Source organism: Acinetobacter sp. 1542444, assembly GCF_000581835.1.
GTDB classification, from domain to species: Bacteria; Pseudomonadota; Gammaproteobacteria; order Pseudomonadales; family Moraxellaceae; genus Acinetobacter; species Acinetobacter pittii.
Genome location: NZ_JEYA01000001.1, coordinates 537,639 through 561,081 on the forward strand (window position 1 = coordinate 537,639; position 23,443 = coordinate 561,081).

At 35.3% G+C, this 23,443-nt stretch carries 27 protein-coding genes; 14 read left to right on the top strand and 13 right to left on the bottom strand.

Translation table 11 applies throughout. The features are described from left to right. Positions 1-16 precede the first annotated feature (16 nt). Positions 17-760, top strand: coding sequence for an adenosylcobinamide-GDP ribazoletransferase (locus J580_RS06965; protein WP_032003563.1), 744 nt, complete (start codon positions 17-19; stop codon positions 758-760). A 71-nt stretch (positions 761-831) separates the two neighbouring features. Here the strand turns inward: J580_RS06965 and J580_RS06970 are convergent, their stop codons facing one another. Both J580_RS06970 and J580_RS06975 read right to left on the bottom strand, forming a co-directional pair. Next, entirely contained in the window at positions 832-1,941 is a 1,110-nt protein-coding gene (locus J580_RS06970) for a 3-deoxy-7-phosphoheptulonate synthase (protein WP_014206644.1), read from the bottom strand. Positions 1,942-2,037: 96 nt separating this feature from the next. Next, a complete protein-coding gene (locus J580_RS06975; RefSeq protein WP_032003565.1) occupies positions 2,038-2,925 on the bottom strand; it encodes a sulfite exporter TauE/SafE family protein in 888 nt (295 codons plus the stop codon). Positions 2,926-2,986: 61 nt separating this feature from the next. Between J580_RS06975 and J580_RS22915 the strand changes: the two genes are divergently transcribed. After that, on the top strand, positions 2,987-3,103 hold the full coding sequence (locus J580_RS22915) for a hypothetical protein (RefSeq protein ID WP_081312007.1): 117 nt from the start codon (positions 2,987-2,989) through the stop codon (positions 3,101-3,103). Here J580_RS22915 and J580_RS0103940 read toward each other — a convergent pair. The 4 genes from J580_RS0103940 to J580_RS06985 form a co-directional block, all read right to left on the bottom strand. Continuing rightward, the gene (locus tag J580_RS0103940) at positions 3,078-3,359 is read right to left on the bottom strand and encodes a hypothetical protein (protein WP_032003566.1); all 282 of its coding nucleotides are present in this window, start codon (positions 3,357-3,359) and stop codon (positions 3,078-3,080) included. The genes J580_RS22915 and J580_RS0103940 overlap by 26 nt on opposite strands. After that, on the bottom strand, positions 3,356-4,912 hold the full coding sequence (locus J580_RS06980) for a PepSY-associated TM helix domain-containing protein (protein ID WP_032003567.1): 1,557 nt from the start codon (positions 4,910-4,912) through the stop codon (positions 3,356-3,358). The genes J580_RS0103940 and J580_RS06980 overlap by 4 nt, the downstream gene beginning before the upstream one ends. Then, positions 4,905-5,204 (bottom strand): hypothetical protein, encoded by a 300-nt coding sequence (locus J580_RS0103945; RefSeq protein WP_032003568.1) that lies wholly within the window; start codon positions 5,202-5,204, stop codon positions 4,905-4,907. The genes J580_RS06980 and J580_RS0103945 overlap by 8 nt, the downstream gene beginning before the upstream one ends. Before the next feature lie 66 nt (positions 5,205-5,270). Continuing rightward, the gene (locus J580_RS06985; RefSeq protein ID WP_032003569.1) at positions 5,271-7,370 is read right to left on the bottom strand and encodes a TonB-dependent siderophore receptor; all 2,100 of its coding nucleotides are present in this window, start codon (positions 7,368-7,370) and stop codon (positions 5,271-5,273) included. Positions 7,371-7,590: 220 nt separating this feature from the next. Here J580_RS06985 and lpxB point away from each other — a divergent pair, with 220 nt between their 5' ends. After that, positions 7,591-8,766, top strand: a complete 1,176-nt coding sequence (gene lpxB / locus J580_RS06990; RefSeq protein WP_032003570.1) for a lipid-A-disaccharide synthase — start codon at positions 7,591-7,593, stop codon at positions 8,764-8,766. Between the two features lie 35 nt (positions 8,767-8,801). On the opposite strand, the gene J580_RS06995 is transcribed toward lpxB, so the two are convergent. Continuing rightward, complete coding sequence (locus J580_RS06995) at positions 8,802-9,671, bottom strand: DUF2797 domain-containing protein (RefSeq protein WP_004708933.1); 870 nt, start codon at positions 9,669-9,671, stop codon at positions 8,802-8,804. A 39-nt stretch (positions 9,672-9,710) separates the two neighbouring features. Here J580_RS06995 and J580_RS07000 point away from each other — a divergent pair, with 39 nt between their 5' ends. Together J580_RS07000 and J580_RS07005 are read left to right on the top strand one after the other, a co-directional pair. After that, a complete protein-coding gene (locus J580_RS07000) occupies positions 9,711-10,172 on the top strand; it encodes a DUF6231 family protein (protein ID WP_032003571.1) in 462 nt (153 codons plus the stop codon). Between the two features lie 99 nt (positions 10,173-10,271). Further along, positions 10,272-10,862, top strand: coding sequence for a YidB family protein (locus tag J580_RS07005; RefSeq protein WP_032003572.1), 591 nt, complete (start codon positions 10,272-10,274; stop codon positions 10,860-10,862). A 109-nt stretch (positions 10,863-10,971) separates the two neighbouring features. On the opposite strand, the gene J580_RS07010 is transcribed toward J580_RS07005, so the two are convergent. The 3 genes from J580_RS07010 to J580_RS07020 all read right to left on the bottom strand — a co-directional run bounded on the left by J580_RS07010 (position 10,972) and on the right by J580_RS07020 (position 13,035). After that, positions 10,972-12,078 (bottom strand): porin, encoded by a 1,107-nt coding sequence (locus J580_RS07010; RefSeq protein WP_014206653.1) that lies wholly within the window; start codon positions 12,076-12,078, stop codon positions 10,972-10,974. Positions 12,079-12,334: 256 nt separating this feature from the next. After that, positions 12,335-12,748 (bottom strand): HIT family protein, encoded by a 414-nt coding sequence (locus tag J580_RS07015; RefSeq protein ID WP_032003573.1) that lies wholly within the window; start codon positions 12,746-12,748, stop codon positions 12,335-12,337. Between the two features lie 17 nt (positions 12,749-12,765). Continuing rightward, positions 12,766-13,035 (bottom strand): YARHG domain-containing protein, encoded by a 270-nt coding sequence (locus J580_RS07020; RefSeq protein WP_002122146.1) that lies wholly within the window; start codon positions 13,033-13,035, stop codon positions 12,766-12,768. An 854-nt stretch (positions 13,036-13,889) separates the two neighbouring features. Here J580_RS07020 and J580_RS07025 point away from each other — a divergent pair. Then, on the top strand, positions 13,890-14,354 hold the full coding sequence (locus J580_RS07025) for a hypothetical protein (RefSeq protein WP_032003574.1): 465 nt from the start codon (positions 13,890-13,892) through the stop codon (positions 14,352-14,354). Between the two features lie 113 nt (positions 14,355-14,467). Here the strand turns inward: J580_RS07025 and J580_RS07030 are convergent, their stop codons facing one another. Continuing rightward, entirely contained in the window at positions 14,468-15,553 is a 1,086-nt protein-coding gene (locus J580_RS07030) for an alpha/beta fold hydrolase (RefSeq protein ID WP_032003575.1), read from the bottom strand. 136 nt (positions 15,554-15,689) lie between these two features. Between J580_RS07030 and J580_RS07035 the strand changes: the two genes are divergently transcribed. The 5 genes from J580_RS07035 to J580_RS07055 all read left to right on the top strand — a co-directional run bounded on the left by J580_RS07035 (position 15,690) and on the right by J580_RS07055 (position 19,940). Continuing rightward, complete coding sequence (locus tag J580_RS07035; RefSeq protein WP_005069382.1) at positions 15,690-16,877, top strand: O-succinylhomoserine sulfhydrylase; 1,188 nt, start codon at positions 15,690-15,692, stop codon at positions 16,875-16,877. Between the two features lie 168 nt (positions 16,878-17,045). Further along, the gene (locus J580_RS07040) at positions 17,046-17,282 is read left to right on the top strand and encodes a hypothetical protein (protein WP_032003576.1); all 237 of its coding nucleotides are present in this window, start codon (positions 17,046-17,048) and stop codon (positions 17,280-17,282) included. A 265-nt stretch (positions 17,283-17,547) separates the two neighbouring features. Beyond that, complete coding sequence (locus J580_RS07045; RefSeq protein WP_002113538.1) at positions 17,548-17,877, top strand: YbaB/EbfC family nucleoid-associated protein; 330 nt, start codon at positions 17,548-17,550, stop codon at positions 17,875-17,877. A 9-nt stretch (positions 17,878-17,886) separates the two neighbouring features. Beyond that, complete coding sequence (gene recR, locus J580_RS07050; RefSeq protein WP_002113756.1) at positions 17,887-18,483, top strand: recombination mediator RecR; 597 nt, start codon at positions 17,887-17,889, stop codon at positions 18,481-18,483. A gap of 332 nt (positions 18,484-18,815) precedes the next feature. Then, positions 18,816-19,940: a ribonuclease D gene (locus tag J580_RS07055; protein WP_017386890.1), complete on the top strand. Its 1,125-nt coding sequence runs from the start codon at positions 18,816-18,818 to the stop codon at positions 19,938-19,940. Positions 19,941-20,403: 463 nt separating this feature from the next. On the opposite strand, the gene J580_RS07060 is transcribed toward J580_RS07055, so the two are convergent. Next, positions 20,404-21,078 (bottom strand): FMN-dependent NADH-azoreductase, encoded by a 675-nt coding sequence (locus J580_RS07060; RefSeq protein WP_081403554.1) that lies wholly within the window; start codon positions 21,076-21,078, stop codon positions 20,404-20,406. Positions 21,079-21,196: 118 nt separating this feature from the next. Here J580_RS07060 and J580_RS07065 point away from each other — a divergent pair, with 118 nt between their 5' ends. The 3 genes from J580_RS07065 to J580_RS07075 all read left to right on the top strand — a co-directional run bounded on the left by J580_RS07065 (position 21,197) and on the right by J580_RS07075 (position 22,926). Next, a complete protein-coding gene (locus J580_RS07065; RefSeq protein WP_032003578.1) occupies positions 21,197-22,048 on the top strand; it encodes a LysR family transcriptional regulator in 852 nt (283 codons plus the stop codon). Between the two features lie 97 nt (positions 22,049-22,145). Then, the gene (locus J580_RS07070) at positions 22,146-22,412 is read left to right on the top strand and encodes a hypothetical protein (protein WP_014206661.1); all 267 of its coding nucleotides are present in this window, start codon (positions 22,146-22,148) and stop codon (positions 22,410-22,412) included. 178 nt (positions 22,413-22,590) lie between these two features. Next, positions 22,591-22,926 carry a hypothetical protein gene (locus J580_RS07075; protein WP_032003579.1) on the top strand — a complete coding sequence of 112 codons (336 nt, stop codon included), beginning with the start codon at positions 22,591-22,593 and terminating at the stop codon, positions 22,924-22,926. A 72-nt stretch (positions 22,927-22,998) separates the two neighbouring features. Here the strand turns inward: J580_RS07075 and J580_RS22920 are convergent, their stop codons facing one another. Beyond that, complete coding sequence (locus J580_RS22920; protein WP_032003580.1) at positions 22,999-23,163, bottom strand: hypothetical protein; 165 nt, start codon at positions 23,161-23,163, stop codon at positions 22,999-23,001. Positions 23,164-23,443: the final 280 nt, after the last annotated feature.

Genomic DNA, 23,443 nt, shown 5'->3' on the forward strand with positions numbered 1-23,443 from the left:
AGTTAGAGACTTGGATATGACACCTTTTTGGATTGCATTGCAATTTTTAACTGTTCTGCCTATTGAGTTAAAGACTATACCAACGGCGCAACAAAATGGTCGTGCTATTTTGTTTTATCCACTGGTTGGGCTGATTATTGGTGGCGTTCTTTTTCTTATCTCGTGTCTTTTAGTTAAGTTACCCGTTCTTTTGCTTGCTACCATCATAATGACTTTATGGATTTGGCTAACAGGTGGGCTGCATTTAGACGGGCTAGCAGATACGGCAGATGCATGGGTAGGCGGTTTTGGTGATAAACAACGAACTTTACAAATCATGAAGGATCCAAGTTGTGGTCCAATTGGAGTCCTCAGCTTAGTTATCATATGTTTGCTCAAATTCGCATTGGTTTATGTATTGATTGAACAGCATCAAACGTTATTTTTAGTCTTTGTTCCTATCCTTGGGCGTGTGGTGCCATCTATTTTATTCTTAACTACACCATATGTACGTGAAAAAGGTTTAGGGCGTTCTTTGACAGATCACTTACCTAAAACAACTTCATGGATAATCACTGGGTTCGTTCTACTATTACCTTTGTGTTGGGAGTTGCAAGGGCTTATTGCCATCATTAGTTTTTTAATAAGTCTCGTTTATTTAAGACATCTGTTTGTAAAAAGAATTGGTGGTATTACGGGGGATACAGTTGGTGCAGCGATTGAACTAAGTGAAACCGTACTCCTTTTTGCTTTTGTTTTGAGTTATTTTTATTTAGTTTAATTTTGAGTTTCATCCAAAAATAAAAAAGCCCTCAAGAATGAGAGCTTAATTTTCAATCTTAAAAAGATGAATTAGCGATTTGGTAAAACTTCTTTTAAAGCTTCATGCATTTCAAGCAAGGTCTTTTCAGTAGTTTCCCAGTCAATACAACCATCCGTTACTGATTTGCCATATTCTAAATCACAAAGATTTTCAGGAATATCTTGGCGGCCGCCTTTTAGATGACTTTCAACCATAATACCTACAATTGACTTATTGCCGTCTAAAATCTGTTCAGTAATGTTTTTAAGAACAAGCGGCTGTAAGTACGGGTCTTTATTCGAGTTAGCGTGGCTTGCATCAATCATAATTTTGTTGCTCACTTTAGCTTTTGCTAAAGCATTTTCTGCTTCTGCAACCGAGCCTGCGTCATAGTTCGGTTTGCCATTACCACCACGTAATACAACGTGTGCATAAGGGTTACCATTTGTATTAATAATTGAAACTTGGCCATCTTCATTTAGGCCTAAGAAACTATGGCCATATTTAACAGATTGCATCGCATTGGTTGCAACAGTTAAGCCACCGTCTGTACCATTTTTAAAACCAACTGGTGAAGATAAGCCAGAAGACATTTCACGGTGAGTTTGGCTTTCGGTTGTACGTGCACCAATCGCAGACCATGAAATTAAGTCTTGATAGTATTGGGGAGAGTTAGGATCAAGTGCTTCAGTTGCACATGGCAAACCTTTTTCATTTAACTCAAGCAAGAGTTTACGACCAATACGTAAACCTTTTTCGATGTTAAATGAGTCGTTCATATCTGGGTCATTGATTAGGCCTTTCCAACCAATTGTTGTACGTGGTTTTTCAAAATAAACACGCATAACTAGATATAGGGTATCTTTAACCTTTTCGCTTAGCGCTTTTAAGCGATCAGCATATTCGTGAGCAGCTTTTGGGTCGTGAATAGAGCAAGGACCAATAACAACAAACAAACGTTTATCTGAACCATCTAAAATATTACGAATAGTTTCGCGGCCTTTTAGAACAGTTTGCGAAGCAACATCAGATAAAGGAAGTTCTGACTTAAGCTCATTTGGTGTTACAAGAGTTTGAATGCTTTTAATATTAACGTCGTCGATATCTGGCTTTGAAACGGAATTTGAATGTGTAGTCATTGCTGTCACTGGTTCGATCATACTAAAGGTTGTTTTGTGTACTGAATATACCATGAAATAATTATGAAAATACTACATCTCATGGTATTTCAGATTGGAAAAATCCTATTGATTTTACTATCTTTCAGTCGAGTTGCCTGTTTTTTCGGCAACTACTGCTTGTTGTTGTATCACAGGTGCTTTCGGTTTTGCTTTGACTGGATGAACCATAAAGTTAACACCGAGGGCAAATAGGGTAATCCCTAGAATTTTTCGGATTAAACGTTCAGGCATACGAGAGCTAATTAATGTTCCAATAATAATTGCTGGAATTGAACCCACCAATAACCACATCAGAAGTGTAAAGTCGACGTTACCAGCACTCATGTGTCCAAGGCCAGCCACCAAGGTAAGCAATACTGCATGTACAACATCCGACCCAATAATTCGGATCATTGGCAAGTTCGGGAACATAATCACAAGAGCCATGATTCCAAATGCACCCGCACCAACTGATGAAAGGGTTACGAATACACCTAAAATGATTCCCATAATCACGATAAAGCTACGTTTTTTATGGATTGCCAATTGCTCACTTTCAGTTTGGGTAACTTCTTTAGATCTGAATTTATTAAAGAACTTTTCAATGCGCGTACGGAAAATGATGGAAACACCAGTTAAGGTCAACATAAAACCTAATACCATGGTGAGTACAGCTTTATAGTGTGTTGACTGGCTTAAATAATGCTCAAGTACCCATGAAGTACCGAAAGATGCAGGAATACTACCTACGGCTAACCATAAAACAATTGGCCAGACAATATTGAGTTTTCTAGCGTGAACCATTGATCCACAAAATTTTGAGATTGCAGCATAAAGTAAATCGGTACCAATCGCGATATGAGGTTCAATTCTAAAAAGGCCAATTAAAATTGGTGTCATTAATGATCCACCACCAACTCCTGTAATCCCTACACAGAAACCAACTAACATACCTGCTAAGATAAATTCAAAAGCACCAGACATCTTTATCGCCACTTATCACGAAACGCACATATCTTATTCCTTTTAGAGATAAACAGTTGTCATGAATAATGATTTGCTTATGCAAAAAAAAGCTAAGCAATCAAAATTTTGCTTAGCTTGTACTATTTTTCATCATTTTTTAAAGAAAATGATTATTTGGGTGACTTTAGTGGGTTAATCAAAAGTATAAGAAGAAAAGTTAATGGCGTTGCAAAGATCCACCAACTAACAAAACCAATTGAAAAATTATAGTGTTGAATAAGAATAAATGCGCATAAACCAAATAGCATGAATGCAACTATTTTAAAGTGCCGGTAATATTTTTGAGCTAACGATTTGAAATGACCTGTTGATTTCGGCGATTGATATTTTTCGCTCGCCATAAACAACAAATACATTCCTAATAAAATTAAGATGAAAGCAATACAAATCATAAGTTCACCTCAGTATTTAATTTATTCAGCTTTTTTTGAATTTTTTCTACGGCTTTATGCTGGATAGGTTGAATTTTGCAGAATATAAAAATGGCTAATACTGCGAAGATCCACAAAAATACATCTACACGTGCAAAGGCCCAATAATCACTGAGGTTTTGCACATAATCATGTTTAAGTAAATAAATTAGATTTAAGATTGGAAGTGCAAGACACAGCATAATAAAAACGCTAAGTTGAGTTCGCCACAAATGCTGCTTTTTAGTGATTAATGCAATGATCAAGCTGATTAACCAAACCAAGAAAAAGCTATAAATTTCATAATTGATCGTGGTTGACGTGACTGTAAACAATCGATTGGCGCTTAAATAGACGACAGTTGCACAAGGTAAGCCAACAAACGCTGCAACATTTAAACGGTCAACTAAATAGTGCCCGAAATGAAACTGACTACTTTTATTTTGAATTTGTCGTTTAAGACTCCAAAGTAACAAACCAGAGGCAATCATTACACAGCCTAAAATGCCTGAGAAAAAGAATCCTAAACGAAGTAAAGGCTGAGCAAATGTTGCCATGTGCAGGCCATAAACACCCGCATTCAATGTTGCAATAGGGCTATGATTACGTGTATCTGCCAAGACTTTGCCAGTTGAAGCATTTAATGTAATTTGAGGCTGATTTCGAGTAATAGTGCGGTCTTCTTTTTGAATAAATGTAATTTGAGCTTGATTGGTATTTGGATTTTTTATACTCATTGTTGATAAAGGTTGGTTGCCCCAACTTTGTTGAACTTGGCTCAGCAGTTTCTCAATCGCTAAGTTTTGAGCAGGTTGAATCGATTGATTCTCAAGTACAGTCTTTGTACGTATTTCGGTAAAATATTGATAAGGGTTTTCAGGGTAAATCTTTTGCATTCCCCAAGGCAGATATAAATAAAAGAAAATAGCTAAGCCCGTAAATGTAATAGTTAAAAAGAAGGGCAGTGCAACGACTGAAGAAATATTGTGAAAGTCTAGCCACGAACGCTGAGACTTAAATGTACGTAAAGTAAAAAAGTCAGTGAATATTTTTTTATGGGTAATAATGCCTGAAACCAAAGCAATCAGCATAATAAATGCGGCAAGACATACGACTAATCGCCCAACTATTATTGGAATGCCAAAAAGTTGGTAATGGAAGCGGTAAAAAAAATCTCCGCCTAGGGTTGCCGAAAGTTGAAGTTCTTTTCCCGTGTTAGCATCAAGTGTGGCATTACCATAACCGCCGTCAGCTTTTTCCCAATACATGGTGTTGACAGGACTTTCTGGTGTAGCCACAGTTAAGTACCAAGATTTGGCGTCTGGAGCGTTTTCTTGTAAATATTGATATGCTGTTTTAATAGCAATATCTTGCTTTACTTCATATTGCGCAAGTGCAGGCTGCATCCATAAATTAATTTCGTGGCGGTAATAAGATAGGCTACCCATTAAGAAAATGGCAAATACGAGCCATCCAAAAATTAAGCCAGTCCATGAGTGTAGCCATGCCATAGATTGACGTATACCTTTATGCATAACCCACCGTCCGTGTCACAATAAAGAAAAGGGCAAATAGTGCGATTGATAAAATGGTCAGTCGCACTAATGATTGAATGCAGAAACCAACAATTACAAAGACTACGTAAAATAAAATCGATATAAATGCTGAAAGATAGATAGCCTCAGCTTTGTCCAGATTCAAAAGGAAAATTCCAGTGAGTCCAAGACTTAAACACGCCATACAGGCAAAGCCCATACCGAAAACTAGCAAGAATCGATAGAAAACTTTTATACGATATGACACAGGGAGATTTACAGTTTTGGACATCTTTACTGACACATAAACAAAGAATAATAAGTAAAGCCAATCCCTAAATTGGGATTGGCTACGGTATTAATATTTAAACTTTACAGCAACTGTATAATTGGCTGGAGCACCGTAGTAACCTTGGCCACCAGATAAACCTGTCAAATATTTTTCATTTGTTAGATTGTTTCCATTTATTTGGAACAGTACATGTTCGTTTAAATCATAACTGGCCATAACGTTAAGCAATGCATACGCATCTTGTTTTACAGTTAAGTAAGAGGTGTCATGTATATCATCTTGCCACTTAATGCTTGCACCAACTTTTAATTTTGGAATCTGTGGAACAGTATAAGAAGCTAAAACGTTAAGCGTTTGAGTTGGAATATTAGGTCTGCCTCTTTCACCCGTTTCCATATTTTTTAGACTAAATGTTGAAAAACCAAAAACCAAATCTAAGTTATCAGTTAATTTTCCAGTTAATCCGACCTCAACACCTTGCGATCTAATTGTTCCGATTGGAGATGAGTATTTGTTATAAAGCGGATCCCATAATGGGTTTAGTGCAAAATTATCTTCATCTGTTCTAAAGATTGCGATATTTCCTGTTAAAGCCCCATCTAACCAAGCGCTTTTTACACCTAATTCATAGCTTTCACCCTCTACTGGTACAGCTGTTTGTTTAGTAGAAAGATCAATAACAGTTTGTGGTCTAAAAATAGAGGTATAACTCATATAACCTGTATATTCAGGAGTAAAGTTATATGTAATACCTGCATATGGAGAAACTTTATTCTTTTTATATTCTAAAGTATCGATTTCAGTGTAGTTGGCACCTAAGATAAATTTAAGATCCTCACCTAAATGAAGACGAGTCGCACCGTAAACGGACTTCATGGTTCTTTCTTCTGGGTCTGCATAGGTAAAGTCTCCCCAAGTCGGTTCTTCAGGAGTCCAGCTTGGTAAGTCTGTGGTAATAACACCTAAACTACTGCCATATGAATAAACACTTTGAGCACTATATTTTGACCAGTTATAACCAATATTTGCTTCGTGTTGCTGTCCTAATAAATTAAAAGTACCTTGAATGTCTGCATTAGCAGTAGTTTCTTTAAATTTCTGATTATAAATTTCTGGATATAGTGAAATACCAGACGTATTGTCAGTAGCAGAAGGAAAACCACTGAGATAAAGCATTTTATCTTTAACATCTGATTTCTTAAGGTTATAGCCTAATCTTAACTTCCAGTCTCCCCATAATTTTTGTTCAATATTGGCAAAGTAATTATCTATTTCCCAATCGTAGTATGTCCATGACGGTGCATAATTATAGTTACGAGAATAACTTAATGGTTCACCTTTGGAGTTAACCAAGGGTAGAGCACCCCATTGAGAACCATTAGCGTATTGATGAGTTTTCGAATATCCTGCTGAAACATTTGTGGTGTCTGTAACGTCAGCTTCTAAAATTCCTTGAAATCCATTCTTTTCTTCTGAATAGCGGTCTAGATAAGAATCTCCTACTTTCTCATAACCTACAAGACGTCCTCGTACTCGTCCATCTTGTGTAAGAGAACCAGAGATATCCGCTTCATAACGTTGTGTATCCCATGAACCATAGCTCACCCCGGCATTTGCTTGAAATTCTTTAGTGGGACGTTTACGAATATAATTAATTGTAGCGCCAGGATCCCCTAGAGCATTTGTCAGGGCATCAGCACCTTTGACAATTTCAACACGATCATAGAAATAACTATCTGCATCACTATTATTATAGTTATAGCTGTCAACTTGAGGGATACCGATTCCATCAACCAGAATATTTGAAATATCAAAACCACGAGCAGTATAAGTTGTTCGGTTTGTTTCTAATCCAGTTACAGTTACACCGGGTGTATTACTTAAAATATCTCGGGTACTGGTAAGCCCAAAATCTTCAATTTGCTGACGAGTAACGACGTTAATGGTTTGAGGAGTTTCTTTAGCCTCAATATTAAGCTTGGTTGCACTACTCGAATTTTTAACATTATATGCTTTAGTTTGTTCAGAAGACTGTTCAGCATTTGATGCTTTAACTTGAATCGTCTGTAAAGCTTGTACCTGTGCATCTTGGGCATAGGTGAGGTTTGCATAACAAATCGCGCAGGCGATTACGGTAAGCTTAAATGGTCGAGGTGGGATATTCATAAGATTAAAGATAATGTAAATAATTCTCATTTATTTTATTGTTTGTAAATGTAAGCTACAATTCAAATTGCATTGTTAATTTAGATTAAAAGATGGTGAATGAGTGTAATTTTAGATAGCTTGTGCTGTGGCCGCTCTTGGTAAGTACATATAGATCAAGTTCAAGATTGATAAACCTCTATGCTAGAATGCATTATTTCAAATTCTTGGGTAAATCACCTTGGCAAACCGAAAACTTAAAATAGGTATTGTAGTTGGGGAAGTTTCTGGAGATACGCTTGGTGTGAAACTTATGCGTAGTTTTCGAGAACAAGGAATCGATGCCGAATTTGAGGGAATCGGTGGTCCTCAAATGATTGCTGAAGGTTTTAATAGTTATTACCCAATGGAAACTCTGTCTGTGATGGGGATTGTTGAGGTATTAAAAGACTTAAAAAAATTATTCGCCGTGCGGGATGGTTTAATTAACCAATGGACTCAAAATCCAGTTGATATTTTTATTGGTATTGATGCACCAGACTTTAACCTCAGACTTTCTAAAAGTATTAAAGAAAAGAATCTTCCAATAAAAACAGTTCAATATGTCAGTCCATCTGTTTGGGCGTGGCGCCAAGGGCGTGTTCATGGCATTAAGCAGAGCATAGATTTAGTACTTTGCTTATTTCCTTTTGAAAAAGTTTTCTATGAACGATATGAAGTTCCAGCAGCATTTGTAGGACATCCGCTAGCTAAACAATTGCCACTTGAGAATCCAATTCAAATTGCCAAACAGCAATTGGGTATTGATGAAAATCAAAAACATATTGCCTTGTTACCTGGTAGCCGCAAAGGTGAAGTAGAGCGACTCCTTCCTATGTTGTTGGGTGCTGCTAATATTTTGCATGGCAAACATCCTGACATTCAATTTTTAATTCCCGCAATTAATGATGCTCGTAAACAACAAATTGAGCAGGGTGTTGAACAATTAGCGCCTCAATTAAAAGCAAAAATTCATATTTTAGAAAATACGGATAGTGAATCGAAAATTGGTCGTATGGTCATGAATGCGAGTGACGTTATTGCTTTAGCTTCTGGAACAGCGACGTTAGAAGCCATGCTCATGCATCGCCCAATGGTCACATTCTATAAATTGCATTGGTTAACTTATTTAATTGCTAAATTCTTGGTGAAAATTCCTTATTACTCTTTGCCTAATATTATTGCCGGTAAAAAAGTAATTGAAGAGCTGATTCAAGCCGATGCAACACCTGAAAATTTAGCAGCAGAAATAGAAAAACTAATGAATGTTGAAACCGCTCAAATTCAGGTGATGCAGCACTTAACCATGCATAAACAGCTTATTTCTGGAAATACGGAAGACCCAGTTCAAGCAATCCTAAAAGTACTTGAAAAGTAAAAAAAGCCCCATTTTTAGGGGCTTTTTAAATCTACTCAGGCACGTACAATCAGCTCGTACCCTGTATATTTACGAATGTTGATAACACCGATATCAAAAATTAAATATTGGCCTTTAATCCCTTGTAATACACCGCGAATTTTCGGTGTTTTATCTAAGTTTAGAGACTTAATTTTTTCAGGATATTGTTCAACTGGGTAAACAAACTCACGTGGCAATTCATTTTCTAGTAGTTCAACCGTTTCATTAAATTCAAGGTTTTGACTAAATTCTTCACGAATAGTTTGAATTTTAGGAGCGAACTCTTCGATTAATTGATCACGTTGTTCAACCATATTTAAAGGTTCAGCTTCACCCTTGAGGAGTTTGCGCCAATCTGTTTTATCAGCAATTAAAGAACCAAACATGGTTTCAAGCTGACCAGATAAACGGCGTGATCCAACTTTTAAAATAGGTAAGGCTTGAGTTGCACCTTGATCTAACCAACGACCTGGCATATGGCTAACACGCGTAATACCCACTTTTAAAGCACTAGAGTTTGCCAAATAGACAATATGTGGTTGGAAACAAACGCTATGAGCAAAGTCATCTTCACGACATGTACCTAAATGATAGTGACATGTTTCAGGTTTCATAATACACAAGTCACATTCCGCTTTAGTTTTAAAACATTTAAAGCAGTGACCTTGAGAATAAGACTTCGGTGTTTTAGTGCCACAAGAAGTGCAATAAATATTACCTGTCCATTCGATTTCTAGTTCTTGTCCTAAATTAAAAGGAAGATCAATTTCTGAACGGTCTAATACAAATTTGTATTCAACATTTGCCTTGGTTGTCTGTTGATCAGTTACACTAGCATCTTTTAGGCCTGCATGCATTTTATGGCAAATGCCTTGTAGTTCCATAAAGTTTAAACTCACATCTTTCAATTAAGGGTTGCAGTTATGGCTGAACAAAATGTCATCACTTCTATGCTAGACGATTTATCAAACGAACAGCCCATTCATACTGCACTTTGTATTGGCCAGAAAATTGACCAGAATAACGCAATTCAATGGCGCTATTTTACCGTAACTGAGCTTTTAAGTCTGCCTTTTACTCAGCGTTATGACTTGGGTTTTGTATTGTTTGATACTGACGAAATGCAAAACATCAGCGATGTACAAAAATCACAATTATTAGTAAAGCTAAGAGATTTATTAGCGAAACGAATTGTAGTGGTAAGTAAACGCAGTGATGAGCAGTTATTACGTTCTTTAGGTTTTACTCAACTTATTGATAAAACTTCACATGAGAGTGATTTTGCTTTATGGCAATTTAATATATTGACTTATAAACATGTTCCAGACTGGTTTAATTCAAAGTTCTGGGCGAATCCGGAAAACTGGAATAAATTCCGCTGGTAAAAGGGCCTTAAATCTCTTTCAAAATTTAACAATTTGGTTTTTGCTGTCTTAACAAGAATCCGCGTATGCTCATGTATAAACCATACATAAGAGTTACACATGACTAATTTAAGCAACATTGTAGAAGTTTTGGCTAAACAGGCTTTAGGTGGGAATCAGCAAGCGTCAGGTCAAGGTGGTTTAGGTGGAATTTTAGGTTCAGTACTCGGGCAAATGGGGGGCAATCCTTCTTCGGGCGCTCAAGGTGGCCTTGGAGGAGTATTAGGTTCTGTATTAGGGCAAGTGACTGGCAATAACAGTACACCTCAAACAGGTGGCGGCGTACAAAGTTTATTAATTGCAGTTGTGCCTTTAATTTTAGGTTGGGTACAGCAACAAGGTGGTTTACAAGCTGCATTAGAAAAGTTGAAAGGTGCGGGTTTAGGAAGTCAGGTTCAAAGTTGGGTTGATCCAAATCAAAGTAATAGCGAAGTTCCTACCCAACAGTTACAGAGTCTATTTAACCCAGCTGACATTGAACAAGTTGCCGAGCAAGCTCAAGCGCCAAAAGAACAAGTTTATGGTGCAATCGCATCCGTCTTACCTCAGGTCATTGACTCTTTAACGCCTCAAGGTGACAGTACCGATCATCAAGAAGCAAACCAAGATATTCAAAATGTCATGAATCTTGTAAGTGGTTTTTTAAAATAAGATATAAATCTTAAAAAAGCCGATAAGTTTTATATCGGCTTTTTTACTCAGGACAAAAAATAAAAGGGCATAAGCCCTTTTATTTTAGATCTGAATCAAACATAACTGATTAGAAGTTATATTCGATACCAGTACCTACAACAGTTTGTTTGTCGTCTTCTTTAATCCAGTCGCGTTTTTGTTGAGCAACGATACCGTAGAAGCGAGCTTGTTTATTGATTTGGTAATCAAGACCTAAACCGTACAAGTCGATTTTACGATCTGATTGACCACTTACTTGTGTTTCAGCTGAAGCATATTCAGCTTTCACTTTAAGTTTAGTGTTAGGAATTTTATAAGCAGCTGTTACGGCATATGCTTCTTCTTCTAAACCACGGTAAGCTTTACCAGCTTTATCGATTGAACCATCTGATTTATATGATTGACCATATGCAGTCAAGTCATCAGTAGGTTCAGCGTGTTGCCATAAAGCACCTACAACAAAACCAGATTTAGCAATATCATAAGAACCAGTTACACGGTAAGCATCGGTATAAACATCTTTTAGACCGTAAGCTGCATATTTACCTTTAATACCAAAGTCACCAGCAGCAGCAATTGCTAAACCGATATCTTTGTTTTCGTAACCAAGCGAAGTTGAGACAGAGTCAAAGCTATCATTTTTGCTGTCTTTACCAGTTTCACCCGGTTTGCTATCAGAGGTGCTTTCACCAGTTTGAGCCATGATATTGAATGTTAAACCAGCTAATAATTTAGGGTCTAATTCAAAACCGATCACGTTGTCTAAACGGTTTTCACCGTACATGATATTAGTAATATCTAAACGTGTATCGTCATTAAAGATGTCTTGGTTACCACCAGCAGCTGTTTTGAAGTAAGAATCATACTTACCTACTTTTAATGTACCAACACCTTCAGTTTTTAAACCGATAAAACGGTTACGAGCACTAAGGTCAGTATCAGAACCTGAACCATCAGTAGAAATTGCCCATTCAGCTAAATAAACAGCAGATAACTTGTCAGTTAATTTCTCTTCGCCTTTTACCCCAATACGAGAAGAGTTTGAGTTAACTTCGGTAACGTCACTTTTACCATCGAAATTTTTATTATCAACTTGGTTAATAGAAACATTTAGTTTGCCATACAAAGTTGGCGCTGCTTGCACCGCGTTTACGCTCAAAGTTGCAACTGCGGCAGCGAGTAGCAATTTCTTCATTGAGATTTCTCCAAAAGGTATTTAAAAATGGCGTATGCCTAGCTAACTATTTATTTTGTAGTTGACTTATGTACAAAAAGTTACAAAAGCTCACCAACTTGCTAAGCAGTATCGGCAAAATTTGTGACAGAGAAGTGAAGAATAAATGACAGTTTTATGACGTTTAAAATTTAGAAATAAATTAGTTGTTTTCATTTTTTTATAGTTTTTAGGCGAAAAAAAGCGGAGCCTAAACTCCGCTTTAACCATCTAAAAATCAAAGAGCTGCTTTAATTTTTTCAGCTAATTCTTTAATTTTTTCTTGATCCCCTAACTCAACAGCATGGCGTCCAAGATGATGCACATTTGTTGGAATTAGGTGAAAATGAACATGTGGAACAGTTTGTCCTGCTGCTGCTCCAGAAAGTTGCATCAATACAATACCTTCCAAATTGAGCGCTTTTTCCATTGCCTTAGCAATCTTTTGAACAATTTGTATAGTATAGGCTGCTGCTTCAGCAGGTAAGTCCAGCAGTGTTAAAGCAGGTGTTTTTGGAATAACTAATGTATGGCCATCGGCTTGAGGCATAATATCCATAAAAGCTAGAACTTGATCATCTTCATAGACTTTTATCGCTGGAAGTTCTCCACGTAAAATTTTTGCGAAGATATTTTGATCATCATATGCCATGTATTATTCCTTTAAAATTATTTACATTTCAATTCTTTTTGACGTTCTTTAATAGCGTCAAGACGTTGTTGCTCTTTGTCAGAAAACTTTGGTTTTGTCGTATGACAGTTTTCATTACCATATTTTTCTTTAGCATCAGGATCTTTAAAACAAAAGCCTTTTGACGCATAAATCAAATTGTAATCATCTTGCAATTTTTGACATTCTTGCTCAGGTGTTGCAGCTTGTACGCCTAAACTAGCAATGCTCACCATGCCAGTAAAGACTGCAACCATAAATTTATTCATGAGCTTTTCCTCAGTTAAAGGTATGAACCTGTACTCAATATAAGGTTTCTTACCAATATTTCAATGACTATTAATTACTCAAGTGTCATTTTGGTTTGAATTTTGGGCAAAAAATGAATAAAATCTTTATATATCAATGTTTTAAAAATAAACAATAAAAACAAAAACTTAACTAAATTTTTTATATATCTTTGCATAACTTAACTACTATCTAATACCTTGTAATTACTCATAATGAAGGAAATAGGAAGCTTGCTTCTATTAAATAAAAATCAAAAAGTTCGTAGAAAAGCCATATTTATGACTCATCTTTTGCTGAAAAGACAGTTTTAGTTTGAATTTTGGTCAATGGAAAAGAAAGATATTAATGCCATGATCAAAAAACAAAGCGTGATAATTATCACATTTTGTATTTTAGGATTAGGTGGAATTCACTAGGCCCATTTATTTTAGACGGAAATGGGCTTCTCTTATTGAAACAGAGACAAAATTATTTTCGACTTTTATTTAAGATTAAAATTCACCTGAAAGATACATTGATTTTACATATTTAAAGTCTTATTATATGGCCCATAATTGCTGCGTTTGATAGTTTTTGTTTTTATAGCCCATTTCTCCAAATGAAATGGGCTTTTTTTATTAAAGTTATTTCGAATCATTAAAATTTAGTATTTTATATTGAGGATAAGTTCGCTTTATATTTGGATTTTGTGACATAGTACAAATGTTGCTTTCATAATTGCCCTGATAGTTACTTTATAGCATCAGACCCTTACATATAGTAATAGTATATCCATCATACTTCCTTAAAGGATCTAGTCACTCGTTAAGACTAAATATTAAAGGAACAGGTGATGCCACAATTTTTACTAATTGCTGAAAGAGTTTATAAAAAATTTGAAGAGCAAAAGCTTTTCTCAGAGGATATGATCGAGCATTTGAATAGCTTAGTTAGTATTATTCGACTAGAGATAAAAGACACTTCATATAAACTAAAATATAACTTTATTGATTTTGAAGAATGTTTAAATAAGCCTGCAAAGGAATGTACAGTTAAACTCGATATCAGCTTAATGCCAATTTATAAGAATAAAAGTGAGTACATTATGTGGTTAGCGAGTTTTATCGAAAAAATTACTCTAGGTGGAAGAGAAAAGTTTCCACCGCTTACAAATAGTTTACTTCCGAGCTGTATAGTGACTAATCCTTATGTAACAAAACTGGAGCAGGCCAAGGCCTCTTCTGAAAAAAGTGCACAGATGATTGTAAATTACTTTAAATCATCCGATTATAAAAAAGTTAATAAAGTGCCTTCATAGTGAAAATAATAATTTTCTATTAAAACAATAATATTATTGGTAAATGCACTGTTATACGAGGGTTTATTCCACCCAAGCGAATAAAAGCAATAGATTGAATCATGACCTTATTATTAAATTTGCGTTGATCGTTCGGTGAGCCATTTTGCTAGTTGTGGCCAGAACTCCAATGCACTTGCCTGACTCGACATGAGGCCCAAATGTCCGCCAGGGATGAGAGTAAACGTAACATCTTGGCTACTGGTTAACTGGCTTAATGGTTGAGCTGCATCAGCGGTAACCAATTGATCACTACGACCCGCGCCTACTAAGAGAGAGCAGTCGATATTTTTTAATTCAATTTTTTTATCTTTTAACTCAATAAAGCCGCGCTTCAATGGATTTTGCAACCAAACATTGAACAACATGTCCTGATTAATTCCACCCGGGTAATCAATCATATTATTTAAAAAGCTACTTAGTGTGGCATGCTCTTGTACGAACTGAAGATCATTAAGGTTTTTAAGTAATTGAATATGACCATCGAGCCAGCCTTTAGGGTCGAGAATTTTGAAACCTAAAGAATTTAAAATTCCTGGGCTATGAATCAAACGTTTTGGTAGTCCAGAGTAAATACGTTCTTGAATTTTTTTATTGCGACCAATCGCGTTGTTTATGGCTCGGTAGAGTTTTCCAATATAACCAGAAGCATAACTGTCTATTGGACTACCAAGAACAATAAGATTTTTAACATAATTTGGATGATTATGCGCTGTATATAAAGTGACGAATATCCCTGCCATACTCCATCCGTGAAGCGAGATTTGTTCACTTCTGGAGTGTGTTCTGACAAGTTGTATGGCTTTAGGAATGAAATCTTCAATAAATGATAAAAAGTTAAGATGTCTGTCCTTAAACTTTAAACGGCCCCAATCTACCAAATAGACATCAAAACCAGCATTTTGGAAGTATTTAATAAGAGAACGATAAGGATATAAATCATATATCGCCATATTAATAGCGAGTGGTGCAACAAATACCAAAGGTTCTTTAAATTGTTTTTGGTTAGCGGCGTAATAACGAATACGGGTTTGATTGAATTCACCAATCACTTCAAACGGAGTGCTTTGTGACAATACTAATGTCTGTGGGTGAAATAGTCGGGTAGAGAGGTGCTTGATTTGACTTTGTTCAGAGACAAGGGACTTTAAGCGTTTCATCTTGCTTTTACCAACTATTTACTAAAGTTGAATAAAGTCTAAGCGATAATTTTAAGGTTTACCTTGACCTTAAATACCCTAGACACTCAAAATGATGATAGTTTTTTAGTACATGACCAGTAAAGGCGAACATTTAATGAACCAGTCTGATGATTTAGAATACCAACTTGATACTTTAGCCATTCGTACCGGACATACTCGTAGTTTTGAAGGCGAACATGGCGAACCGATTTTTTTGACTTCATCATTTGTATATGAAAATGCGGCTGAAGCTGCAGCAAAATTTTCTGGTCAGGTTCAAGGAAATATCTATTCTCGTTTTACTAATCCGACTGTATCGATGTTCGAAAAACGTTTAGCAGCTTTAGATGGTGCTGAACGAGCTGTAGCGACGAGCTCTGGAATGGGCGCAATTTTGTCAGTTGCTATGGCATACCTAAAAGCGGGTGATCATGTTATTTGCTCAAGAGCAGTTTTTGGTTCAGTTGTTGCCTTATTTGAAAAATATATTGCCAAGTTTGGTGTAGACATTACATTTGTTGATTTATGTGATTTAGACGAATGGAAAAATGCTGTACGTCCTGAAACCAAACTTTTCTTTGTTGAGTCACCGTCTAACCCTCTAGCTGAGATTGCAGATATACAAGCACTAGCAGATATCGCCCATGCGAATGGCGCATTACTTGCGGTTGATAACAGTTTCTGTACACCTGTTTTGCAGCAACCACTCAAGTTTGGTGCGGATCTTGTGATTTACTCTGCGACTAAATACTTAGATGGCCAAGGCCGAGCATTAGGCGGTGCTGTTGTTGGTAATCATCAGTTGTTAGAAGAAGTTTTCGGTGTTGTTCGTACGCTTGGACCATCAATGAGTCCATTTAATGCATGGGTTTTCTTAAAAGGTCTAGAAACTTTACGTTTACGTATGAAAGCACACTGTGAGAGTGCTCAAATTCTTGCAGAATGGTTATCTACTCATGAAAAGGTAGAGAAGGTTTACTACGCTGGTTTACCAGCTCATGAGGGTCATGAACTTGCTGCTAAACAGCAAAATGGCTTTGGCGGTATTGTATCCTTCGTTGTTAAAGGCGAGCGTGAAGGTGCGTGGAAGGTTATTGATAATACTAAGTTTATCTCGATTACTGGTAATCTAGGTGATGTGAAATCGACGATTACCCATCCAGCAACCACAACTCATGGCAAACTTTCTGTTGAAGCAAAAGAAGCAGCTGGTATTCAAGAAGGTCTAATTCGTGTTTCTGTTGGTCTAGAAGATATTAATGACATTATTGGTGATATCTCTCGTGGGTTAGATTTAATCTAATTAAGTTATGTTTGTTATGGAAAAGCCACATAGATTTTAATGTGGCTTTTTTTGTTACTTATAAACAACAATAGCAATAAAAAGTCTACGTTTTGTTATAAATCAGTCTAAAATTTCAACGTATAAAAGTTCTAAATTTAATAAAAATAACAAAGAGAGTCTTTAATCATGCTTAAACCAATAATTATTTTAATTACGATAGGGGCAATTGGTCTGGTTGGATATAGAGTATTTGCCCAAAAAGATGAACCAACACAGATGAGTGAAACTGTATTATTAATTAATGATGCAAACAAATCTGTTCAAGATGCTGATCTTTCAATAGAAAAAGCCAATACTTCGTTCAAGAAAGTTCCCTTAAGTGAATATAAAACAAACAATAAAAGTCTACAGGCTGCCCAGTAACTTTTCTAAATTTTACTTTTTTCTACTCATCAAAAGTTTTCTACATAAAAGCTTTATAGTGGATTGACCATAGAAAATAGTTTCATAGATACCAATAGAAAACATTGATTTATTGTGTCAGAATTACGGATTAATTTTGATTTAAACGTACTAACCTCAATGATCTTGATGATCTATAGGGGGAGTAGAAAGAGTTTAAGTTTTGCAGTGTTATGTGACTATCAATATTACTTGAAATATTTGATAGAGATACGGAGTTAGGTTTATGAATATCAATATGCTTATGCAGCAAGCGCAGCGCATGCAAAAAGATATGGAATCAAATATAAAAAAGGCTAAAGAAGAGCTTGCTCAAACTGAAGTACACGCTGAAGCGGGCGGTGGTTTAGTTAAAGTTACAATGACTGGCCGTTATATCGTAAAACGTATCGAAATTAATCCAGAATTACTTCAAGATGAACCAGACATGATTGAAGACTTAATTGCTGCTGCAGTAAATGATGCTGTGCGTCAAGCAGAAGTGATTTCTGAAGAAAAAATGCAAAAAGCAAATTCTGGTATGGGTTTACCACCTGGCTTAGCGGGCATGTTCTAAGGAAATTCAGTGTTTAGCGATAGATTTGAACAACTCGTTCAAGCTTTACGTATATTGCCAAGCGTTGGTCCGAAGTCGGCTCAACGTATGGCTTTACATCTTTTGATGAAAAACCGAGAAGGGGCATTTGCATTAGCGCATGCTTTACATGAGGCTTCAAGTTATATACATGAATGTAGTGTCTGCCATTCTCTGACTGAACATGAAATTTGTGATATTTGCGCCTCAACTGACAGAGATGATCAGTTATTGTGTGTGGTTGAATCACCAGCGGATGTGATGGCGATTGAGCAAAGCGGTAGCTTTCGTGGAAAATACCATGTTTTAGGTGGCCATCTTTCTCCATTAGATGGTATTGGCCCGGAAGAAATTGGTATTCCTTATCTCATTCAGCGTCTAAGCCAAGGTACTATTGAAGAAGTCATTTTGGCAACCAATGCGACTGTAGAAGGACAAGCGACAGCCCATTATTTGGTAGAGGCGACTAAACATTTACCAATACAAATGACGCGTATTGCTCAAGGTGTTCCTCAGGGTGGTGAACTCGAATACGTAGATAGCCATACTTTAAGTCAGGCAGTGCATAACCGCATGAGAATGAAATAAGCATTCCGATGCTTATTTCATTACTGAATGCGCTATTAATTTGATTAAATTTATTAATTGAATTCAGTTATTAAACATAAATATTATTCTGTCTTTTATTATTAAAGATAGTTTAAATAAAATATGAATATAAGCATGAAAAAGATCTTATAAATTTTAAATAAAGAACAGTTGGAGATAAATTTAAAAAGTACAAATAAAAGATCAAAAAATTATCTATTTTCGAAAAATTGTTCAAAAATAGAGTATTCATAAAGGTTTAAGTGGCATTTTTCTGCTTCTATGTTATATATACCAGAGTTTAAAGCACTCTTTGCAATACTTGAGAAAGCATGTTTCAGTTTATCCAACAGCAAACCGAATTGGTTGATGTTCTTCAAAAAATGGATCAATGTTCAATATATGGACTTGATACAGAATTTATTAAGGTTGACACACTCTGGCCTAAACTTGGAGTATGCCAAGTCAATGTAAATGGTGATGTCTATCTGTTGGATGGTGTTTCATTAGATCTAAGTCAGTTTTGGAAAAAGATCTTCCTCGCACAGCAAAACATTTTTCATGCATGTGGAGAAGATATTGATTTAATCTATCATTATGCTGATCAAGAAGATTTGCTTAATGTGTTTGATACTCAAGTGGGTCTTTCTTTTTTAGGTCATGGCCTGCAAGTGAGTTACCAAGGTGCTTTAAAACTTTGTCTTGATATTGATATTGAAAAAGATCAAACCAGATCTGATTGGTTAGCTAGACCTTTATCGCCTCAACAACTTTGTTATGCTGCTAACGATGTTTTGTATCTAATGAAGTTAGCTCATCATATTCAAGAGCAGCTTAAGCAGAAAGGGCTTTATAATTATGTTCTTGAGGACTGTAGTAGTCTAACTAAAGAAATCATTAGTGAAACCCCTAACGAATTACTATATACCGATGTGGGAAATTATCGTCACTCACGTCGTCAGCTAATGCAGCTACAAAATTTAAGCGAATGGCGTGAATACATTGTAAAAGCAACGAATCAGCCACGCAGTTTTATTCTTAGAAATTCAACCATGATTGATATGGTTGAAAAGAACCCACGCAATAGCTTTCAACTATCGCAAGTGAAAGATATTCGTCCAAATGTGGTTCGCGAGTACGGCAAAACGATTTTAGAGCTTCTTAAAGATTTGCCAGTCGAAAGCAAATGGCCATCAAAGATTGCAAAACCATTTAAGATTACGTCTAAAGAGACTTTAAATAAAATGGATATGGTGCTTGCTCATGCAATAAATGAGACTTCTATTCCTAAAGAAGTGTTGCTGAGAAAAAAATGGTTAAACGCCATTCATCAACATGTTCTATCTCAAGGGGATGAACAGGATTTACCCGACTATCTGTTAGGATGGCGTTATGAGCTATTAACGCAACCATTAATTCAATTGTTTCAAGAAGAAAAACAAAGTTTATCTATTTAAAATGCAATAAATAATTAGAAATTTAAAGGCTCATCATATGATGAGCCTTTTTAACTAAAGCATAACCATTCTGTTAAATTTTTAATTAATTACTATTTAAAATGAGCTAATTATAATATCTAAGTATACAAAAAATAGATTTTCTTTAGTTTATCTAAATAATTATTTAGTCTAATAAAATTCATAAAATAATGTAATAAAGTAAATATAATTTGAAATTTCAATAATGAATTAAATTAACTTATATAATGAGAAAAATTCAATTGATTAAACATACAGGTCTGTATATTCTTGGATTTAAGAAAAACAACTTCAATTTATATAATATATAACTATAACTTTGTTTCGGTGCAGAAATGAAAAGCCTACCCAATTGGGTAGGCTTTTTTATTTTTAATGATATGGCTTAGTTAAAGTAACTTAATTTATAAAATTTAAAAATGAGTATTAAAATCTACAGATATTATCTAAATGAATCAGCAAGTTTAGAAACAACTTCTTCAGCTTTTTGAAAAGCATTTTCCAATGATTCTATATGCCTATGATCTCCAAACTCTTGATACTCAGAAGTAATTTCATAAATTTTTTCTACGCCTAAATATTTGCTCAGTGTACGAATGTGGGGTACAAGATGACTCATATCATGCCGAATCCCATCTTTCTCAAACCCAAATTCACCGCTGGAAGTGATAATAATTAAAATTTTTCCAGCTAAAAGAGGTTGTAAGGGAAAGTCTCCACGAGCTAGGTCAAAATCAAAGGTTTTATTGATACGAATAATTTGATCAAACCATGCTTTCAGTTGAGCAGGCATGCCGTAATTGTACATAGGTGAAGAAATTACAAGAATATCTGAGCTCGAAACTTCTGCTATTAATTGATCTGATATAGATAAAACATCACGTTGAGCTTCGGTCCTTTTATTGTCAGGTGTGAATACAGCATCAATCCAGTCTTGATTAATAAAGGGTGGTGGATTCATTCCTACGTCACGATAAATATACTCATCTATAGGCAATTGTTGTTTCCAAGAGTTGATCAACCGACTGGCAATATTTTTTGAAATAGAATTGTGATTTGGGCTGGGGTTAATCGCAGCTCTGACACTAGCATCTATATGTAATATTTTACTCATCATTGATTCCAAAAAGGTTAGGATTTAATTTATTTTGAGTTTTAAAACATAAGTAGACAAACGAGAAAATTACAATTATAGATGATTTTAGTTCATCTATAATTGTAAATGGGGAGGAGACATGCAAGTTTCTTTGCAAGCACTTAAAGCATTTGAATCAGCCGCTCGATTGGGTAGTTTTAAGTTGGCTGCTGAAGAACTCTCGCTTACACCGACTGCAATTTCACATCATGTTGCGAATCTAGAAAGCAGATTAAATGTTGATTTATTTCATCGACAGGTAAGGAAAATAACCCTTACAACGACAGGGCAAAGACTTGCTGGAGCAATTTCTGAAGGATTTCGTAAAATTGAAGATGCACTAGATGAAATAACAGTAAATGGAAACATAGTAAGAGTCGCTAGTACGTCTTCACTAGCTGCAATGCTGCTAATTCCTTCAATAAATGAATTTTATCAATTGTACCCCGATATCTCTGTTGAGTTTTCTACAGGTGAAACTTTAGATAATCACTTATATACATTACCTATTCGTTATGGTGACGTATCTTTTGTCCCGTCTCAAGATATCGTTAAATATGAGTCTTTTAATGTATTTGGTTCATCCAAACTTGATCTGCTTAAATGCTCTAGTGAACCAATAACTTTATTTACGACAGAATGGAAAAATAAGACGTTACCAAGCCCACCACTAGAGGCTTGGCTTGAGAAAAATGAATGGAACCCAAAGAAGGTGATAATTAAGAAATTTGATCAGGAAATTTTTGGGATACATGAGGCTTTATCTGCCAATGGTTTAGTATTTTGCTCTACTACACTTTCCCAAAGGTTTGTTAAGGCGAATCTTTTACGGGAGTTTAAAACTAAAGCTGTTCAATCAAAGTTGTGTTACTACATTCCAAATAAGGAAGATCTTAAAAATAGAAATGCCAGAAAATTTATCGAATGGGTAGAAAGTTTATTCAATCAATAAACCTATATCTCTGATTGGTTTTAACTACACAACACTAAAACTTATATAGCCTTTTTATGATATAAAATTAGATAAATTAATAATTAGAGAGATAAATATGCTTAACAACTTTAATGCTGAACAAGCTCGTCAAAATGCTAAAAACTTTAAAATAAATCAAGACGTCATATTGGAAAAAATTTTAACTGGTACTGAGTCTGAATCTAAGGAGGGGAAAAGAAAAGCAACTTTCTGGTTTCCAGTTGATGCTATAAGTCCTGATCATCTTACATTGGTTGAAGAGGAACTTAGAAGTAGAGGTTTTAATGTCTCAACTGATATTGAGCACTCTGGTACCACGATTACAATTGAAATAAGCTTCTAATGAATGATTGTTTTAACTAAACCACTCTTAAAAAGAGTGGTTTTTTTATTGCATGATTTATCGTGATCTAAAGGAAGTTAAATATAAATTTATTTACAATTAAATTTATATTAATCAGGATATTATTTGACAGGTTCTATCTTGTTCTGTAGCTTTACTTTTTGAGTGGAATATGGATATGAGCTTCCAAACAATACTTTTATCTTTCAAAAATCAATCTATTGGTACAGATGCATTTAAAGACTTAAAAAATGCATGTGAGCAGTCTCTTAAAGAATCTCAAGATACAAAAGAAAAAGCAGCAGTTTACCTAATCTACGGTTTCGCACGTAGTTACGTAATCTTATATGAAGATGAAGCTGTAACGACCGAATTTGCCCATACTTCTAAAACCCAACTCATTGCTTATATGGAAAGTCTTAATAAAGCTTTATTAAGTCAAGATGATAGCGCTATTTTGAGTGCCTTAAATCAAGTAAGCGATGACTATATAAAAAGCACGCGCGTCTTTTAGAAAAAAATTAACACGTTCTTAAATAATAAATACTTCTTTAGTTTGAGCTAAAGAAGTATTTATTTTTATATATTAATGGGGCTTTTTCTTACCGCCACCATCTTGTTTGTTGACGGTAGACCATGCAATTCGTTCGGCTTCTTCTTGAGAATGGCCTCTATCTACCTCACTCTCAACAATATGTTTGGCCTGACGCTTTTGCTTTGCTGTATAAGCAGTTTTATCACCACGAGGCATAATTTTGTCCTCCATATCTATGAACCAGATACTTATTATTGAATCATATCTCGCTATTAAACGAGTTAAGTAACATCTGGTGATGTGTAGTGAAGTAGTTAAAAGTTTTACTCAAGTGTGTATTCTTAAATAGGTGAAAAAGAAATTTATTATTTTGATAGCTTAAGTATAAATCTTGCAAGAACAATATTATCAAATCTTTGATGATGAATACTTTTTTAAAATCCAAGAACTGCTTTTATTTTAATAGAATAGATTTTATATTTTAATATTTAAAATC

Bases quoted from the DNA above. Each gene is read 5' to 3' on its own strand.
- J580_RS07070 (WP_014206661.1), top strand. From the start codon at position 22,146: ATGCTTAACAACTTTAATGCTGAACAAGCTCGTCAAAATGCTAAAAAC.
- J580_RS07035 (WP_005069382.1), top strand. From the start codon at position 15,690: ATGAACCAGTCTGATGATTTAGAATACCAACTTGATACTTTAGCCATT.
- J580_RS07010 (WP_014206653.1), bottom strand. From the start codon at position 12,078: ATGAAGAAATTGCTACTCGCTGCCGCAGTTGCAACTTTGAGCGTAAAC.
- J580_RS06970 (WP_014206644.1), bottom strand. From the start codon at position 1,941: ATGATCGAACCAGTGACAGCAATGACTACACATTCAAATTCCGTTTCA.
- J580_RS06985 (WP_032003569.1), bottom strand. From the start codon at position 7,370: ATGAATATCCCACCTCGACCATTTAAGCTTACCGTAATCGCCTGCGCG.
- J580_RS06975 (WP_032003565.1), bottom strand. From the start codon at position 2,925: ATGTCTGGTGCTTTTGAATTTATCTTAGCAGGTATGTTAGTTGGTTTC.
- J580_RS07045 (WP_002113538.1), top strand. From the start codon at position 17,548: ATGAATATCAATATGCTTATGCAGCAAGCGCAGCGCATGCAAAAAGAT.
- J580_RS07075 (WP_032003579.1), top strand. From the start codon at position 22,591: ATGAGCTTCCAAACAATACTTTTATCTTTCAAAAATCAATCTATTGGT.
- J580_RS22920 (WP_032003580.1), bottom strand. From the start codon at position 23,163: ATGCCTCGTGGTGATAAAACTGCTTATACAGCAAAGCAAAAGCGTCAG.
- J580_RS07000 (WP_032003571.1), top strand. From the start codon at position 9,711: ATGGCTGAACAAAATGTCATCACTTCTATGCTAGACGATTTATCAAAC.
- J580_RS22915 (WP_081312007.1), top strand. From the start codon at position 2,987: ATGAATAATGATTTGCTTATGCAAAAAAAAGCTAAGCAATCAAAATTT.
- J580_RS06980 (WP_032003567.1), bottom strand. From the start codon at position 4,912: ATGCATAAAGGTATACGTCAATCTATGGCATGGCTACACTCATGGACT.
- J580_RS07040 (WP_032003576.1), top strand. From the start codon at position 17,046: ATGCTTAAACCAATAATTATTTTAATTACGATAGGGGCAATTGGTCTG.
- J580_RS07025 (WP_032003574.1), top strand. From the start codon at position 13,890: ATGCCACAATTTTTACTAATTGCTGAAAGAGTTTATAAAAAATTTGAA.
- J580_RS06965 (WP_032003563.1), top strand. From the start codon at position 17: ATGACACCTTTTTGGATTGCATTGCAATTTTTAACTGTTCTGCCTATT.
- J580_RS07005 (WP_032003572.1), top strand. From the start codon at position 10,272: ATGACTAATTTAAGCAACATTGTAGAAGTTTTGGCTAAACAGGCTTTA.
- J580_RS07030 (WP_032003575.1), bottom strand. From the start codon at position 15,553: ATGAAACGCTTAAAGTCCCTTGTCTCTGAACAAAGTCAAATCAAGCAC.
- J580_RS0103940 (WP_032003566.1), bottom strand. From the start codon at position 3,359: ATGATTTGTATTGCTTTCATCTTAATTTTATTAGGAATGTATTTGTTG.
- J580_RS06995 (WP_004708933.1), bottom strand. From the start codon at position 9,671: ATGGAACTACAAGGCATTTGCCATAAAATGCATGCAGGCCTAAAAGAT.
- J580_RS07020 (WP_002122146.1), bottom strand. From the start codon at position 13,035: ATGAATAAATTTATGGTTGCAGTCTTTACTGGCATGGTGAGCATTGCT.
- J580_RS0103945 (WP_032003568.1), bottom strand. From the start codon at position 5,204: ATGTCCAAAACTGTAAATCTCCCTGTGTCATATCGTATAAAAGTTTTC.
- J580_RS07015 (WP_032003573.1), bottom strand. From the start codon at position 12,748: ATGGCATATGATGATCAAAATATCTTCGCAAAAATTTTACGTGGAGAA.
- J580_RS07065 (WP_032003578.1), top strand. From the start codon at position 21,197: ATGCAAGTTTCTTTGCAAGCACTTAAAGCATTTGAATCAGCCGCTCGA.
- J580_RS07055 (WP_017386890.1), top strand. From the start codon at position 18,816: ATGTTTCAGTTTATCCAACAGCAAACCGAATTGGTTGATGTTCTTCAA.
- J580_RS07060 (WP_081403554.1), bottom strand. From the start codon at position 21,078: ATGATGAGTAAAATATTACATATAGATGCTAGTGTCAGAGCTGCGATT.